General features: G+C 73.1%; 13 protein-coding genes. 4 read left to right on the top strand and 9 right to left on the bottom strand.

From position 1 onward, the window contains the following. Positions 1-79: 79 nt before the first annotated feature. Genes ACZ5GP_RS06900 through ACZ5GP_RS06890 form a run of 3 tightly spaced genes read left to right on the top strand, consistent with a single transcriptional unit; the run spans position 80 to position 2,912 of the window. Positions 80-973, top strand: a complete 894-nt coding sequence (locus ACZ5GP_RS06900) for a carbohydrate ABC transporter permease (protein WP_468750150.1) — start codon at positions 80-82, stop codon at positions 971-973. Further along, on the top strand, positions 970-1,884 hold the full coding sequence (locus tag ACZ5GP_RS06895) for a carbohydrate ABC transporter permease (protein WP_468749786.1): 915 nt from the start codon (positions 970-972) through the stop codon (positions 1,882-1,884). Before ACZ5GP_RS06900 ends, ACZ5GP_RS06895 begins: the two co-directional genes overlap by 4 nt. Next, the gene (locus ACZ5GP_RS06890; protein WP_468749785.1) at positions 1,881-2,912 is read left to right on the top strand and encodes a LacI family DNA-binding transcriptional regulator; all 1,032 of its coding nucleotides are present in this window, start codon (positions 1,881-1,883) and stop codon (positions 2,910-2,912) included. The genes ACZ5GP_RS06895 and ACZ5GP_RS06890 overlap by 4 nt, the downstream gene beginning before the upstream one ends. A gap of 174 nt (positions 2,913-3,086) precedes the next feature. Here the strand turns inward: ACZ5GP_RS06890 and ACZ5GP_RS06885 are convergent, their stop codons facing one another. The 3 genes from ACZ5GP_RS06885 to ACZ5GP_RS06875 all read right to left on the bottom strand — a co-directional run bounded on the left by ACZ5GP_RS06885 (position 3,087) and on the right by ACZ5GP_RS06875 (position 6,502). Then, the gene (locus ACZ5GP_RS06885; RefSeq protein ID WP_468750149.1) at positions 3,087-3,827 is read right to left on the bottom strand and encodes a 3-keto-5-aminohexanoate cleavage protein; all 741 of its coding nucleotides are present in this window, start codon (positions 3,825-3,827) and stop codon (positions 3,087-3,089) included. A 74-nt stretch (positions 3,828-3,901) separates the two neighbouring features. Continuing rightward, positions 3,902-6,112 carry an RNA polymerase recycling motor ATPase HelR gene (gene helR / locus ACZ5GP_RS06880; protein WP_468749784.1) on the bottom strand — a complete coding sequence of 737 codons (2,211 nt, stop codon included), beginning with the start codon at positions 6,110-6,112 and terminating at the stop codon, positions 3,902-3,904. A gap of 126 nt (positions 6,113-6,238) precedes the next feature. Further along, on the bottom strand, positions 6,239-6,502 hold the full coding sequence (locus tag ACZ5GP_RS06875; protein ID WP_468749783.1) for a hypothetical protein: 264 nt from the start codon (positions 6,500-6,502) through the stop codon (positions 6,239-6,241). 159 nt (positions 6,503-6,661) lie between these two features. On the opposite strand from ACZ5GP_RS06875, the gene ACZ5GP_RS06870 reads away from it, so the two are divergent. Continuing rightward, positions 6,662-7,507, top strand: coding sequence for a rhamnogalacturonan acetylesterase (locus ACZ5GP_RS06870; RefSeq protein WP_468749782.1), 846 nt, complete (start codon positions 6,662-6,664; stop codon positions 7,505-7,507). 7 nt (positions 7,508-7,514) lie between these two features. On the opposite strand, the gene ACZ5GP_RS06865 is transcribed toward ACZ5GP_RS06870, so the two are convergent. The 6 genes from ACZ5GP_RS06865 to ACZ5GP_RS06840 all read right to left on the bottom strand — a co-directional run bounded on the left by ACZ5GP_RS06865 (position 7,515) and on the right by ACZ5GP_RS06840 (position 16,071). Then, a complete protein-coding gene (locus ACZ5GP_RS06865; protein ID WP_468749781.1) occupies positions 7,515-8,240 on the bottom strand; it encodes a class I SAM-dependent methyltransferase in 726 nt (241 codons plus the stop codon). A 166-nt stretch (positions 8,241-8,406) separates the two neighbouring features. Continuing rightward, on the bottom strand, positions 8,407-10,875 hold the full coding sequence (locus tag ACZ5GP_RS06860) for a SpoIIE family protein phosphatase (protein WP_468749780.1): 2,469 nt from the start codon (positions 10,873-10,875) through the stop codon (positions 8,407-8,409). 152 nt (positions 10,876-11,027) lie between these two features. After that, complete coding sequence (locus tag ACZ5GP_RS06855) at positions 11,028-13,448, bottom strand: MFS transporter (protein ID WP_468749779.1); 2,421 nt, start codon at positions 13,446-13,448, stop codon at positions 11,028-11,030. 175 nt (positions 13,449-13,623) lie between these two features. Further along, positions 13,624-14,067: an SRPBCC family protein gene (locus ACZ5GP_RS06850; RefSeq protein WP_468750148.1), complete on the bottom strand. Its 444-nt coding sequence runs from the start codon at positions 14,065-14,067 to the stop codon at positions 13,624-13,626. A 94-nt stretch (positions 14,068-14,161) separates the two neighbouring features. Continuing rightward, positions 14,162-15,409, bottom strand: a complete 1,248-nt coding sequence (locus ACZ5GP_RS06845) for an SLC13 family permease (protein ID WP_468749778.1) — start codon at positions 15,407-15,409, stop codon at positions 14,162-14,164. A 56-nt stretch (positions 15,410-15,465) separates the two neighbouring features. Next, on the bottom strand, positions 15,466-16,071 hold the full coding sequence (locus ACZ5GP_RS06840; protein WP_468749777.1) for a GNAT family N-acetyltransferase: 606 nt from the start codon (positions 16,069-16,071) through the stop codon (positions 15,466-15,468). Positions 16,072-16,116: the final 45 nt, after the last annotated feature.

Raw genomic sequence — 16,116 nt, 5'->3', positions numbered from 1 at the left:
GGCCTCCGGGGCTTCCGAGGCACGGGCGGCCCCCCGCGGGCCGTCCGGAGCGAGGGCGGTTCGCCGGACGTCGTACGGGCTGAGGGGCGCCCCGTACGGCTTCCTCCTCCCCGCGGCCCTCCTCTTCGCCCTCTTCTTCACCCTGCCCATCGGCTACGCGCTCTGGCTCAGCCTGCACAAGGTCGAGGTCTCCGGCCTCGGCCTCGGCCGCAATGCCCGCAGCGAGGTCTGGGCGGGCGTGGAGAACTACACCGCCGCCCTCACCGACCCCGAACTCCTGCACGGCGCGCTGCGCGTCCTCGGCTACGGCGCGATCGTCATCCCCGTGATGCTCGGCCTCGCCCTGCTCTTCGCGCTGATGCTCGACAGCGAGCGGGTACGGCTCACCTCCTTCACCCGGCTCGCGATCTTCCTGCCGTACGCCGTGCCGGGCGTCGTCGCCGCGCTGCTGTGGGGCTTCCTCTACCTGCCGGACGTCAGCCCCTTCTCCTACGTCCTCGACAGGCTCGGGCTGCCGCAGCCGGACCTGCTCGACGGCGGGCCGCTCTACCTCGCGCTCTCCAACATCGCGGTCTGGGGCGGCACCGGCTTCAACATGATCGTCATCTACACCTCGCTGCGGGCCATCCCCGCCGAGGTGTTCGAGGCGGCGAAGCTGGACGGCTGCTCACCGCTGCAGACCGCGTTGCGCATCAAGATCCCGATGGTGGCGCCCTCGCTCGTGCTCACCTTCTTCTTCTCGATCATCGCCACGCTCCAGGTCTTCAGTGAGCCGACCACGCTCAAACCGCTCACCAACTCCGTGCCCACCACCTGGAGTCCGCTGATGAAGGTGTACCAGGACGCCTTCGGCAAGGGCGACATCCATTCGGCGGCCGCCACCGCCGTGCTCATCGCCGTCGTCACGCTCGTCCTGTCCTTCGGCTTCCTGCGCGTCGCCAACTCCCGCACGAAACAAGGGGAAGCACGATGAGTTCTCCTGTGCTCGACAAGAGCCGCAAGTCCGCGCCGGCCGCGGGCGCCACCCCGGGAACCGCCCAGGGCCCGCCCGCGCCCCGCCGCGTCGCCCTCGTGCCGACCGCCGCGCTGCTGCTCGGGGCCCTGTACTGCCTGCTGCCCGTCGCCTGGGTGGTGGTCGCCTCCACCAAGTCGGGCAGTGAGCTGTTCTCCACCTTCACCTTCCTGCCCGGCACCGGATTCACCGGGAACATCGCCGATCTGAACGCCTACCGCGACGGCGTCTACTGGCGCTGGATGCTCAACTCCGCCCTCTACGCGGGTCTCGGCGCTTTGCTCTCCACGGCCGTCTCGGCCCTCGCCGGCCACGCCCTGGCCGTCTACCGCTTCCGCGGCCGCGAGAGCGTCTTCAACATCCTGCTCGCCGGCGTCCTGATGCCCCCGGTCATCCTCGCCGTCCCCCAGTACCTGCTGCTCGCGAAGGCGGACCTCACCGATTCCTACGCGTCGGTCCTGCTGCCGCTGGTCCTGTCCCCGTACGGCGTCTACCTCGCGCGGATCTACGCCGCCGCGGCCGTGCCCGGTGACGTGGTCGAGGCCGGGCGGATGGACGGGGCCGGCGAATGGCGGATCTTCACGCGGATCGCGCTGCCGATGATGGTGCCGGGGCTCGTGACGGTCTTCCTGTTCCAGTTCGTCGCCGTCTGGAACAACTTCCTGCTCCCCTACATCATGCTCAGCGACGACGAGAAGTTCCCCATCACACTCGGCCTCTTCACGCTCCTCGAACAGGGCTCCAACACCCCGGCGCTCTACACCCTCGTCATCACGGGCGCCCTGCTCGCCGTCATCCCGCTGATCGCGCTGTTCCTGGTGATCCAGCGCTTCTGGAGCCTCGACCTGCTGTCGGGCGCCGTAAAGTCATGACCATGAGCAAGCCGGAGCAGCGCCGCAAGGCGCCGACCATCCATGACGTGGCGCGGGAGGCGGGCGTCTCGCGCGGCACCGTCTCCCGCGTGCTCAACGGCGGGCACTACGTCAGCCCCGCCGCGCGGGAGGCGGTCGACTCCGCCATCCGCAGGACGGGTTACGTCGTCAACCGGCACGCCCGCTCCCTGATCACCGGCCGCTCGGACTCCGTGGGCTTCCTGCTCACCGAGCCGCAGGAGCGCTTCTTCGAAGACCCGAACTTCAACGTCCTGCTGCGCGGCTGCACCCAGGCGCTCGCCGCGCACGACATCCCGCTGCTCCTGATGATCGCGGGCACCGAGGGCGAGCGGCGGCGCATCACGCGCTACATCACCGCCGGCCACGTCGACGGTGTCCTGCTGGTCTCCAGCCACTCCGGGGACCCGCTGGCCGCCCGGCTGCGCGAGGCGGGCGTACCCCTGGTGGCCTGCGGAAAGCCGCTCGGCCAGGCGTCGAAGGTGGCCTATGTCGCCGCCGACGACCGGGACGGGGCCCGCGACATGGTCCGCCATCTGCTCTCGCTGGGACGCCGCAGGGTCGGCATGGTCACCGGCCCGTTGGACACCCCGGGCGGCACGGAACGCCTCGCCGGTTACCGCGAGGTCCTCGCCGAGGCCGGGGTGCGGGCCGACGACGCTCTCGTGGCCTCCGGCGACTACACCCGGGCCGGCGGCGAGGCGGGTGCCGTCGAACTCCTGCGCCGCGCCCCGGACATGGACGCCCTGTTCGTCGCCTCCGACCTGATGGCGCAGGGCGCGGTCGGGGCGCTCCAGCGGGCCGGGCGCCGGGTGCCCGAGGACATCGCCGTCGGCGGGTTCGACGACTCGTCGGCGGCCCTCGGCGCCCATCCGGAACTGACCACGATCCGGCAGCCGTGGGACCGGATCAGCTCGGAGATGGTGCGGGTCCTGCTCGCCCAGATCGCCGGCGAGGAGCCCGCGGCGGTGATCCTCCCGACGGAACTGGTGCGGCGGGGCTCCGCCTGATGTCCGCAGGGGGCGGCGGCCCTCGGCGCCCAGAAGGCGCTCTGACCCGCGGAGGCCGCAGCGGCTCTTTCCTCGCGCGTGATCACACGGAGGCCGCCCCCGCGTCCGGCGAACACCCGGGTGGGCGACCCGGGCGAGCGACGCGGGTCGAGACTTCTTCGAACACCGGCAGGCTCACCGGGTCCCCGTTCCCCGCCCTGCCCGCAGAAGACCTCGCGCGGCGTGCACGAGCGCGGCGTTGTCCCCGGCCGGGGAGCCGTCGGGCAGTACCAGGACGTCCTCGAGGCCGATCCGGGCGTCCAGACCATGCTGTGCGGCAATCCGCAGGACCGGCCATGCCCCGCCTTCTTCCCCGTGCAGCAGCACGGGCGTCGCCAGTTCTTCGCCCAGCTCCTTCACCAGGTCCGCGGCGGTGGCCCCCGCCGTTCCGGGGTCGGTGTCGGTGACCTCGGCGAGCACGCGCAACACCCTGACTGCAAGCGGGGAGGCAAGGAATCCGCGGGCCGCTTCGGTACCGGAGTAGATGCCTGCCTCGACACCGATGCCAAGGTCCAGCAACACAGAGGCCACCTCCTCGGCGCCTTCCTCGTGCCAGTTCACCGAGGCGTGATCGGGCAGCACCGACCACGAGCGGATGAGGCGGACCCGGTGCTGCGGATCGGGGGCCGCCCACGCCCCCGTGGTCACTCCGACCCGCACTTCCCTCGGCACAGCGGCACGCACAGCGGCGACCGCCTCGGCCACCGACTCAGGGGCCAAGGAATCACGGCCGTCGGCATCTTTGGGGTGCAGGTGAACGTCCTCGGCACCAGCTGCCACAGCTCTCCTCGCCTCGGCGGCCAGCTCTTCGGCCGTCACCGGAAGAGAGCGGCACTCGCTCCGATCACGGGCCCCGTTCAAACACACTTGAAGCATGGGCGAGACTCTGCCATGTGCCGCCGACATCCACCTCGGCGGACGGCCCGGACGACGTCCACGACGACGGTTTCTCAGGGCCTCAGGGAGTCGTGAGGACTCGTGAGGACGACGAGCTGCTGCGTCGCGCGGGTCATCGCGACGTAACGGTCGACCGCTCCCGCGATCCCCTCGCCGAACGCGTCGGGGTCGACGAGGACGACCAGGTCGAATTCCAGCCCCTTGGCCAGCTCGGGCGTCAGCGACCGCACGCGGGGCCTCTCCCGGAACCCGGGGGCGCCGATGACGCAGGCGATGCCGTCGGCGTGCGCGGCGAGCCAGGTACCGAGGACCTGTTCCAGGTCGGCGGCGGGGCCGTGGACGACGGGAACACCGGCGCTGCGGACGGACGTCGGCACGTTGGCGTCCGGGAGCGCCGCCCGGATCGCGGGCTCCGCCTCGGCCATGACCTCGGCGGTGGTGCGGTAGTTGATGCTCAGTGAGGTCACACTGACGCGGCCGAGCCCGGCCCGCCGCAGCCGCTCCTGCCACGACTCCGTGAACCCGTGCCGGGCCTGGGCGCGGTCGCCGACGACGGTGAAGCTCCGGGACGGACAGCGCTGGAGCAGCATCTGCCACTCGGCGTCGGTCAGTTCCTGCGCCTCGTCCACGATGATGTGCGCGAACGGGCCCGCGAGCAGGTCCGGTTCGGCGGTGGGCAGCGCGCTCTCGTCGATCAGGCTGTCCTGGAGGTCGCGTCCGCGCAGCATGCCGAGCGCGCCTTCGCTCTCGTCGATCTCGACGTTCTGGAGCAGGCTGTCCATGACGTCGGCCCGGCGGGCGCGTTCGGCGGCGACGGCGGCGTCCTGCCGCCGCTTGCGCGCGGAGGCCTCCGGGTCGCCGAGGCGGCGGCGTGCCGCGTCCAGGAGGGGCAGGTCGGAGACCGTCCAGGCCGCGGGGTCCGCGCGCTGCAGGCTGCGGACCTCGTCGGGGGTGAGCCAGGGGGCGCACTTGCGCAGATAGGCCGGCACCGTCCACAGGTCGCCGACGAGGTCGCTCGCCTCCAGCATGGGCCAGGCGCGGTCGAGGGTGGTGACCAGCTCGCGGTCCTGGAGCAGCGAGCGGCGCAGGAGGTGCGGCGGGGCGTCGCTGTCGTCCTTGTCCAGCAGGATCGTGATCAGTTCCTCGCGGATCTGCTCGCGCGCCTCGTTGTGCGGGGTGCCCGGTTCCACCGCCGCGAAGGCCGCCGCCCAGTCGTCGGGGCTCAGCCAGAGGTCGGACCAGTGGCTGGAGACGGTCATGCCCTCGGTGGGCGGCTCCTCGTAGATGCCGACGGCCGGCTCGATGGCCCGCACCATGTCCGCGGACGCCTTCAGGAGGGCCACCCGCGGGTCGCTCTCGGTGGCGGCCGTGGCGCCCTCGGCGACCAGGTCGCGCAGGACGCAGGTCTGCACGCCCTCCTCGCCGAGGCTGGGCAGGACGTCGGCGACGTAGGCGAGGTAGGGGCGGCTCGGGCCGACGAACAGCACCCCGCCGCGCCGGTGGCCGAGGCGGGGGTCGGCGTAGAGGAGGTGGGCGGCGCGGTGCAGGGCGACGACGGTCTTGCCCGTGCCGGGGCCGCCGTCCACGACGAGGGCGCCGCGGGAGCCCGCGCGGATGATCGCGTCCTGGTCGGACTGGATGGTGGCGAGCACGTCGCGCATCCGGCTGGAGCGGCTGGAGCCGAGGCTCGCGACGAAGGCGGACTGGTCGTCGAGCGCGGCGTGTCCTTCGAGGCCCCCGGCGGTGAACACCTCGTCCCAGTAGTCGCTGATCCGGCCGCGGGTCCAGCGGTATCTGCGGCGGCTGACAAGACCGGCGGGGTGGGCGTGCGTGGCCGCGAAGAACGGCTCCGCCGCCGGGGAGCGCCAGTCGACGAGCAGCCGGCGCCCCGTGCCGTCGGTGAGGCCGAGCCGTCCGATGTACACGGGCTCGGCGTCGTCCTCGCCGACGACGCGGCCGAGGCACAGGTCCAGGCCGAAGCGGCGCAGGGCCCGCAGGCGTGCGGTCAGCCGGTGGATCTCCGCGTCCCGGTCCATCGCCTCGCGGCCGATACCGCCGGGTGCCTTGCGGGTGGCCTCCAGGCGCTCGGACAGCTCGGTGATCGTCTCTTCGAGGCACGCCGCCACGGCGGCGAAGTGCCGCTCGTCGCCGGCGATCAGTGCCGGATCGGCCTTCGGGGCGAGGTGGTCGGGAAGATCGAACGCGCTGTCGTTGGTGGAGACGGGGGCAGGCGGTGTGACAGGGGCTTCGGCAGGCGAGCGCACTTCGTGGTTCTCCCGTTTTCGCAGGTCGTGGCGTGAGAACCGGGATTTTGCCGCACCGAGGGGGCCTTGCCGCAAGCCCCCTGGTGCGCTATAAGTTGAGAGTGGCGAGGAGTGTGCAGGCGCCTTTCACCCTCCCGCCGGTTCTCCGTGAGCCAGACGTCCCGCCGGGTGAGCCGGCCCTCCCGCGAGCTCCCCGTGCACCAGTGCCGCGAACTCCGTGGCTCCCAGCACCGACGTGTGCGTGTTGTCCCGTGCCTCCCGGTAGAGGTAGAGCGGTTTCGAGGCGTCGGGGCCCAGCCTCTCGACCCGTTGCCCGGTCAGTGCCGTCAGGTCGATGAGCGGCACGTCCAGCCGCGCTGCGGGGGAGCGCAGCTGCGCGGGGAGGTCCACGGCCCGCCAGGAGGCGATCCGCCCCTTCCCCCCGCGCCGCGCCCCGTGCTCTCCCGCACCGCACCCCCGCGACTTCCCGCACCGCACCCCGCAACCTTTCGGGCCCCGGCGGCAACCACTGACCGTCCCCTCGAAGCCCCCCCACCCCAGGAGTGGTTCATGGACCGCCCAGCGACCGTCCCGCCCGCCTCCCCCACCGCCCGCCGCCGGTTCCTCACGGGCGGCGCCGCCGCGCTCGGCCTCGCCGGGCTCGGCGTACTGCGCGCACCCGGCGCCCGGGCCGCCGGGCACCCGGCCGCCGCTGCCACCACCCTCTACATAGCGAGCGACTCGACGGCGCAGACGTACAACGCCTCCTCCTTCCCCCAGGCGGGCTGGGGCCAGCTGCTGCACCGCCACTTCACCCCGGCGGTCACCGTCGCCAACCACGCCATCGGCGGCCGCAGTTCGCGCTCCTTCATCGAGCAGGGGCGCCTCGCCACCATCCACCGGCTGATCAAGCCGGGCGACCATCTCTTCATGCAGTTCGGGCACAACGACGCCACCGCGAGCAGGCCCGAGCGCTACACCCCTCCGGCGGACTACAAGGAGTACCTGCGCGAGCACTACATCCGCGCCACCCGGGCCCGCGGGGCGACGCCTGTCGTCGTCACCCCCGTCTCACGCCGCGACTACAACCCGTCCACCGGCCGGTTCAACGTCTCCTTCCCCGCCTATGTGGCGGCCGCCAAGGCCGTGGCCGCGGAGGAGAACGCCCCGCTCGTCGACCTGTCCGCACTCTCCCGCGCCTACCTGGACGGGATCGGCGCGGAGGCCGCGAAGAAGGTGTTCCTGTGGCTCACGCCCGGGCAGTACCCGAACTACCCCTCGGGCGTGCAGGACAACACGCACTTCCAGGAGTACGGAGCCGCGCGGATGGCCCGCCTGGTCGCGCGGGCCGTCGCCGGGCTCGGCCTGCCCCTGTCCGGTGAGGTGGTGCCCGCGGCTCACGTCGGGTCCCATTGACACCTCGTCATATCGCGCGACCCACCACGAGCCACTTCGACGGCAGTTCGATGCGCGTGCCGTCCGCGGTGAACTCCGTCGTGTGCAGCGGGAGTTCACCGGACGCCACAATGTGCAGGCCGGCGCCGGCGACGTACGCGGGCACGTCCTCGTCGGTCACCTCGGCGGGCGTGAGGCCGTGGGCGAAGACCGGGGCGAGCTTCGGCGGCACGCCCTCGGGGCGCCGCGCGAGGCCCAGCAGGACGGGCCTCGCCGCCTCGGACAGCTCGACGAGGAAGGCCCTGCCGCGCTCCCCGACCAGCGTCGCGACCCCGTCGAGGAGCGGCTGGCGGTCGTCCGGTTCGCACTGGTGGAGGACACCGCGCATATAGACGTTCACATCGCCCAGCTCGGCGTGCAGCTGCTCCGCCTCGCCCTTCTCCACGGCGTCGAGCTGCCGGAAGTCCACCTGCCCCGCGGGATCGGCGAGCCGGGCGTGCGCGAGGGCGGCGGCGGACAGGTCCACGCCGAGGACGCGCGGGAAGCGGTCGGCGAGGAAGCGGGTCTGGGTGCCGTTGCCGCACCCCAGGTCCACCAGGGGCAGTCCGGCCGCCGCCAGGCAGGGCTCGAACAGGGCCAGCTGGGGGCCGACGGTCAGAGCGGGCTCGGCGTCCCAGAAGACGGACCCCGGTTCGTCGGGCGCCGCCCGCCAGAACGCCTCCCACGCCTCGCGATACCGCCTCGTGACACTCATGCCAGCTCCCCAGGGTGCGACGACAGCCGCCGAAGCCGACGACAAGATCGGTCTACCGCTCCCCGGGCCCCCGGGCAAGGCACCCGTACAATCCCGTACCACCTCGCACGGCGCACTCGGCCCCTCCCCCGCCGGGCCCGCGCTCCGCACGCCCCGCTTCAACCGGCTACCGGCGGGGCAGCGCCAGTTCGAACCAGACCGTCTTGCCGGAGTTCGTCCGACTCGTGCCCCACTCCTTGGCGAGCGAGCTGACGACCCGCAGGCCGCGCCCGAACTCGTCGCCGGGGCCCGCGCCGAGCAGCGTGGGGAGGGTGTGGTCGTCGTCCTCGACCTCGCACAGCAGCGTTCCGGAGCGCACCAGGCGCAGGTCGAGACGGCTGCTGCGGGAGTGCCGCACGACGTTGGTGACCAGCTCGCTGACGAGCAGCTCCGCGCTGTCGCCGAGGGCGTCCAGGGCCCAGGTCCGCAGCTGGGCGCGGATCAGCCGGCGGGCCCGGCCCACCTCGCCCGGGTCGGGGGCGAGGCGCCAGTGGGCGACGTCGTGCGCGGCGATGCCGTTCAGCCGGGCCATCAGGAGCGCCACGTCGTCCTTGCGGCCGCCGCCGGCCGTGTCGGGGAAGGTCGCGGCGAGCGCCCGGATGATCGTGTCGCAGGCCTCGTCCATGGAGGCGGCGGGGTGCGCGGCGGATTCGGTGAGCGTGGCGAGCCCGACGCCGATGTCCTCGCCGCGCACCTCCACGAGGCCGTCGGTGCACATCAGCAGCCGGTCGCCGGGCGCCACCCGCACGCGGACGGACTCGAAGGGGACGCCGCCGACGCCGATGGGCGCCCCGGTGGGCAGGTCGAGGAGTTCGCTGCGGCCGTCCGCCGCGCGGACGAGCACGGGCGGGATGTGGCCGGCGTTGGCGAGGTGGAGTTCCCCCGCGATCGGGTCGTAGACCGCGTAGAGGCAGGTGGCGAGGTAGTGCTCGCCGAGGCGCTGGGCGAGGTCGTCGAGGTTGCGCAGGAGTTGCTCGGGCGGCAGGTCGAGGGCGGCCATGGTCTGTACGGCCGTGCGCATCTGGCCCATCATCGCGGCGGAGTTCAGGCCGTGGCCCATCACGTCGCCGACGACGAGCGCGGTGCGGGAGCCGGGCAGCTTGACGGAGTCGAACCAGTCGCCGCCGACGCGGCCGAGGAGCGTGCCGGGCAGGTAGCGGGTGGCGATGTCGCAGCCGGACATGCGGGGCCGGATGTGCGGCAGCATGCTGTCCTGGAGGGTGTCGGCGACGGACTCCTGGTAGGTGTACATCCGGGCGTTGTCCAGCACGAGGCCTGCCCGCGCGGCCAGTTCGGCGCCGGTGACACGGTCCATGTCGTTGAAGACGGGCCGCTCGCGGTGGCGCAGCAGGATCATGAAGCCGAGCACCACGTTGCGGGCCTTCAGCGGTACGACGAGCATCGAGCGGTGGTTGATCAGCGGACGGATGTCACGCTTTTCGAACTGGGAGGCGATGGCGTTGCCCATCTCCTCGGTGATGCGCGGTACGAGCACCGGGTCGCCCGAGGTCATGCACTGGAAGAACGGCGTGTGGGCCGGGAAGGGCATGGACTCCCCGACCGGCACCACGTCGTCCCAGCGGCCGGGCTCGTCGGTGTGCTCCACGGCGACCCGGTGCCAGAGGGTGGTCTCGTCCGGCGGCCCCTCGGGGAAGCCCTCGCCCGCGACGACCTGTTCGCGCAGATAGGTGCCGGCGACGTCCGTGAACCGCGGCACGACGGCCCGGCTGACCTCCAGGATGGTGTGCGAGAGGTCGAGCGAGGAGCCGATGCGGCCGCTGACCTCGTTGAGGAATTCCAGGCGCTCGCGCACCGCCGCGTATTCGAGGTCCTCGCCCTCGTCGTCCACGCCGCTCGCGCCGTGCGCGTCCGTCGGCAGTCCGCGGGCGGCGGCCTGCTCGGCGCGCCGCTTGCGGGCCTTGCGCTCGGCCCGGCGGGCCACGCCCCAGTCGGGGGTGACGGGAATCCGGTCCTGCCGGCTGAACTCCAGGACCGGATAGCCCAGTTCGAGCACCTGGGCGACGATGCGGGAGCTCTCGTCCACGCTCATGCTCGGCAGGATCTCGGGCAGCCGGCCCGCCAGTTCCGCGGCGCCGGGGAAGTCGGTGTGCAGGGCGAAGCCGGGCGTGATCCGCTCGACCTGCTCGCCGCGCTCGTCCGCGCCGTCCTCGCTGTCGGACGGCGCCAGTCGGGCGGTGTCGGCGGCGAGCACGAGGAGCCGCTCGGGGCCGGGTCCGATCAGCGGGTAGGCCCACCAGAGCACGTCGACCCGCCCGTCCGCGCGCCCCGGTCCGGCCAGCCGGGCCCGTCCGGCGGCCGGGTAGCAGATCCCTCCGCCGAGGGAGGTCTCCAGGTCGGGGCCGAGACCGTCGTACGCCCCGCAGGGCTCGCGGTCCTCGGGGAGCGCGCCGTGGACGGGGAGCAGGTCGCCCGCGGGGCGGCCCACGGCCTCCTCCTTGGGGTACCCGAACAGGCGGCGCGCGCCGACACTCCAGTGCGAGACGAGACCCGCGCCGTCCACGACGACCACGGCCAGCGGGATGCGGCCGGCCACGGCACCCGTCGTCACCGGCTCGTCCGGAGTGCCTCGCTCCATGGCGCATGCTCCTTCCCGCGGCGGCGCAAGATCTGGGCCACCGGCAACCACCGTACGGCCGTCGCGGGTTGTCGTGCGGGGCAATGCCGGAATTGACCTCGGCCGGAATTCCCCCCGGCGTACGCCCCCCGCGGGCCGTCTTTGCCCGTACGTCAGTCCTCGTGCCCCAGTTGCAGGTCCCGCTCGGTGCGGCCGCCGCCCGCGACCTGGAGGACGGTGGCGACCGGCGGGTAGCCCGCCGCGATGACCGTGTACTCGCCGGACGACAGGTCGACGAAGCGGAAGGTGCCGTCCGCGCCGGTGGTCAGGGTGTCGACGACGTTGCCCGCGGCGTCGAGCAGTGTCACGCGCGCGTCCTCGACGGCCCGTCCGCCGCCCGCCCGCACGGTGCCGCGCAGCACGGCGCCGCCCGCCAGCTCCACGTCCTGGCGGGTCTCCCGCGAGGCCTGCACGGTGACGGGCAGCGCGGCGGGCCGGAACGCCGGGGCGCTCGCCGCGAGGGTGTACTCGCCGGCCACCAGCTCCGTGATGACATAGCCGCCCTCGCGGCCGCTGCGGGTGGTGGCGACGACCTCGCCGCGGACGTCGGTGAGGGTGACGGCGGCGTCCCTGACGGGCGTGCCGTCGGCGGTCACCACCGTCCCCGCGAGGCGTCCCGCGCCGCCGAGGACCACGTCCAGCTCGACGGGCCGCTCGCCGACGGTGACGGTGACCGCCTGCGGCTGGTGGCCGCCCGCCGCCGCGATCAGCACGTACGAGCCCGAGCCCGGCGTCGACAGGGCGTACCGCCCGTCCGCGCCGCTGGCGCCGCGCCCGATCTGCTGCCCGGCGACGTCGATGAGGGTGAGGGCCGCGCGGGGCACCACGCTCCCGTCGGGGTGCTGCACGGTGCCGCAGACCGGGATCCCGGCCGCGTACGCCGTCGTACGGGCGTGTGGGATCGGGGCGGGCTCGGCGGTGGGCGCGTCGGGGGAAGGGGCGCTGGACAACAGGGGGGTCTCCTTGAGGAAGAAGGCGAGCAGCGTACCGAGGACGAGCACCGGCACCAGGTAGAGGAAGATCCGCGGCATCGCGTCGGCGTACGCCTGGATGTAGCCCTCGCGCAGGGGCGCGGGCAGCGCGTGGACGAGCTGGGGGGTGACGGACTCGGGGTCGGGCAGGGAGGTGTGCGATCCGGCGGGCAGCCGGTCCTTCAGCGCGTCGGCGAGCCGGTCGGCGAAGAGGGTGCCGAAGATCGCGGCGCCCACGCTGCCGCCGATCTGCCGGAAGTAGTTGTGCGCGCTGGTCGCGGTGCCGAGGTCGGCGGGGCGGACCGCGTTCTGCACGGCGAGGATCAGCACGGGCATGACGAGGCCGATGCCCGCGCCGAGCACGGCCATCCAGACGCTGTATTCCAGCCGCGCGGTGCCGGTTTCGAGCCGGGAGAGCAGCCACATGCCGACGACGGACAGGACGCCGCCGAGCACGGGGTAGATCTTGTAGCGCCCGGTCCTGCTGATGAACTGTCCCGAGAGGATCGAGGCGCCCACGACGCCGCCCATCATGGGCAGCATCAGCAGGCCGGACTCGGTGGCGCTCGCGCCGTCGACCATCTGGAGGAAGGTCGGCAGATAGCTGGCGGCCCCGAAGAGGCCGACGCCGACGACCATGCCGATGAGCGAGGTGAGGTTGAAGACCGCGTCGCGGAACAGGCGCGGCGGGATGATCGGTTCCGGGGCGCGCCGCTCCACGACGAGGAAGAGCAGGCCCGTCACGACGGCGCCGGCGCCCAGGCCGAGGATGACGCGGTCGTCCCAGGCGTACCGGGTCCCGCCCCAGCTGGTGAGCAGCACCAGGCAGGTGGAGGCGGCGGCGAGCAGCAGCGCGCCGAGCACGTCGAGCCGGGCCCTGGCGGTGGGCTTGGGCAGGTGCAGCACCAGGGTGATCACGAGGAGGGTGACCAGGCCGAACGGCACGTTGAAGTAGAAGCACCAGCGCCAGGAGGCGTGGTCGGTGAAGAAGCCGCCGAGCAGCGGGCCGGCCACCGAGGCGAGGCCGAAGGCGGCGCCGATGAGGCCCATGTAGCGGCCGCGCTGCCGGGGCGGCACGATGTCCGCGATGATCGCCTGGACGCCGATCATGAGGCCGCCGGCGCCCATGCCCTGGAGGGCGCGGAAGGCGATGAGCTGGTCCATCGTCCGCGACCACCCGGCGAGCGCGGAGCCGACGACGAAGACGACGATGGCGAACTGGAAGACGCCCTTGCGCCCGAAGAGGTCACCGAGCTTGCCGTAGACGGGCAGGGTGATGGTGGAGGTGAGCAGGTAGGCGGTGATCGCCCAGGACATCCGGTCCAGGCCGTGCAGCTCACCGACGATCTTGGGGAGCGCGGTGGCGACGATCATCTGCTCCAGGGCGGCGAGCAGCAGGGCGAGCATCAGCCCGCAGAAGACCAGGCGCACGTGGCGCGGGCCCAGCTCGCGCGCGGGCGGGCCGGGCGCCGGGGGCGGCTGCTGCCCCGCTTCCCGTGCGCCGGGGGCCGGGGCCGCCTCTTCGCCCCGCCCCGCGGCCTTCACCAGCGTCGTCCCACCCACGTACCGCTCCCCTCGTCGCGCCTGCGCCGCCTGCTTTCTCGCATTGCGCGACAACGGTGAGCAAGCGCGACGAGTCGGCCTTTTCCCGGGCTACGCGGGCGTATGCGCCGGTCGGAGCCCTACGGCGTACAACGGAGCCGAACAGAAGACCACTCGAAACGGTGAGCGTGAAAAGCTACTTCTCCACCTCGGCGGCGAGGTTGGCGAGGACCGTGTCGTAGATCCGGCCGAGGCCCTTGGGGGCGAAGGTCCGCTCGAAGAAGCCCCCGATACCGCCCGCGCCGTTCCACACGCTGGTGACGACCACCCGTGCCTTGCCCTCGCCGGCCGGGGTGACCCGCCACGTCGTGACCATGGAGGAGTTGCGGTCCTTCTCGACCAGCTCGCCGTCGGTGGGCTCGGTGACCTCCAGGAGGCAGTCGCGGATCCGCTTGCTGGTGGCCTGGAGCTTCCAGTGGACGAGGGTGCCCTCGCCGTCGCCGCCCTCGCGCACCTCGTACTCGCTGAAGTGCTCCGAAAGGATCTTTTCGCGCGTGCCGTTGTAGTCGGCCAGTGCGTCGAAGACGTCGTCCGGCTGTGCCGCGATGATCCGCTCCGTGGTCGCCTCGACCTGCGCCATTGCTTCCTCCAGCACTTGGTTTCTCGGGGAGTTCAGGGAGAGCCAACCACCCTGCGCTCCGGCCCCCCAAATCGGGTCCCCGCCAAGGGCGCGCTCAGCCCGGCAGGAGGCGCAGCGAGACCCACAGCGCGAGGGTCGAAAGGGCGAGGGCGGCGGGCGTGGTGAGCAGGCCGAGGACGGTGAACTCCCTGAGCCCGACGCGGTGTTGGTGCTGATGGGCGATGCGGCGCCAGAGCAGGGTGGCGAGGGACCCGGCGTAGGTGAGGTTGGGCCCGATGTTCACGCCGATGAGCACGGCGAGGACCGCGCCGGGACCGGAGGGCGCGGCCAGCGGGACCAGGGCGAGGACGGCCGGCAGGTTGTTGATGACGTTGGCGAGGAGCGCGGCGAGGGCCGCGGTGCCCAGCAGCGCGGGCAGGGCGGTGCCGTCGGGCAGCACCCGCCCGAGCGCGTCGCCGAGGCCGTTGTCGACCACGGCCCGCACGACGACGCCGAGAGCGAGGACGAAGGCGAGGAACGGCAGCGAGGTGGCGCGCACGAGCGCGGCGGGGGTCGTGCGCCGCCGCACGAGGGCGCGCACGGCGAGCACGCCCGCGCCGGCCGCGGCGGCCCAGGCCGGATCGACGCCGAGGGTGGAGGCGACCGCGAACCCGGCGAGCGTCGCCGCGACGGTCACCAGGGCGAAGCGCGGCATCCGCGGGGGCTCCCCGCTCTCGTCGGCGTCGGTCGGGGCGTCGAGGTCGGCGGCGAAGAAGCGCCGGAAGACGGCGTACTCGACCGCGATCGCGACCAGCCACGGCAAGGTCATCAGGAGCGCGAAGCGCGTGAAGCTCAGGCCGGTGGCGGTGAACGCGAGGAGGTTCGTCAGGTTGGAGACCGGGAGCAGCAGGGACGCGGTGTTCGAGAGGTGGGCGCTCGCGTAGACGTGCGGCCGGGGCCGGGCGCCCATGCGGGTGGCGGTGGCGAAGACCACCGGGGTGAGCAGGACCACGGTGGCGTCCAGGCTCAGCGCCGCGGTGATCACCGAGGCCAGGCCGAAGACGGCGGCGAGCAGTCGGCGGGGCCGCCCGCCGGCCCGGCGCGCCATCCAGGTGCCGCAGGCGTGGAAGAGCCCCTCGTCGGCGCAGAGCTTGGCGAGCACGAGCACGGCGGCCAGGAAGCCGATCACCGGCCCGAGCCGGGCCGCCTCGTCGCGCACGTCGGCCGTCGTGATCGCGCCGGCCGCGATCACGACGGCGGCGGCCGGTACGGCGAAGACGGCCTCGGGGCGCCCGAAGGGACGCACGACGGCACAGATCAGGACGACGGCCAGGGCGGCGACGGACAGGAACTCGACGGGCATGCGTCCGATCATGCATCGTGCGTTCGCCCCGCCCGTCACCGGACCCGGCGATTCCGCTAGTGCGTGTCAGCGATCGGGCGGGACGCCGCCGGCGCGGTGGCGCGGAAGCGGGCGGTCGTGCCGTCGTCGCTCCAGCGGTGCAGCCCGGCCTTTTCGAGGACGCGGACGGATGCCGGGTTGGCGAGTTCCACCTCGGCGTGGACCGCGGTGATGTCCGGCGAGGCCAGGGCGTACGCGACGAGGGCGCGGGCGGCCTCCGAGGCGTGGCCGAGGCCGCGTCGGGAGGCGACGACGCCGTAGCCCAACTCCACGGAGCCCTCGTCCGGCGGCAGGAACAGGCTGATGGAACCGACCACCAGACCGCTCTCCCGTTCGACGATCAGCCGGTGGCCGTACGTGCCCGGGTCACCGGCCGCACCGGAGCCCCCGGCGATCTGCTCCGCGACGACGCCCGCGATCACGCGGTCGCCCTCCGCGGGGAAGTCCGGCGCCCACCCCGGCGACCGGCGGCCGGCGAGGACGTCGGCGACCTCGCCGCGCGACCAGGCCCGCAGGACGAGGCGCTCGGTGACCGGCTCGGCGGGGACGCGGGATCGGGCCGAGGAAGCCGAGGGAGCTGAGGGAGCCGAGGAAGAGGCAGCAGAAGAGCGAGAAGAGGACACGCGACACTCCAGGTCGTTTCGGGGACGACCGGGCCGCTCGTGGTG

Source organism: Streptomyces sp. NPDC031466, assembly GCF_055581265.1.
This window is presented reverse-complemented; position numbering and strand designations above follow the sequence as displayed.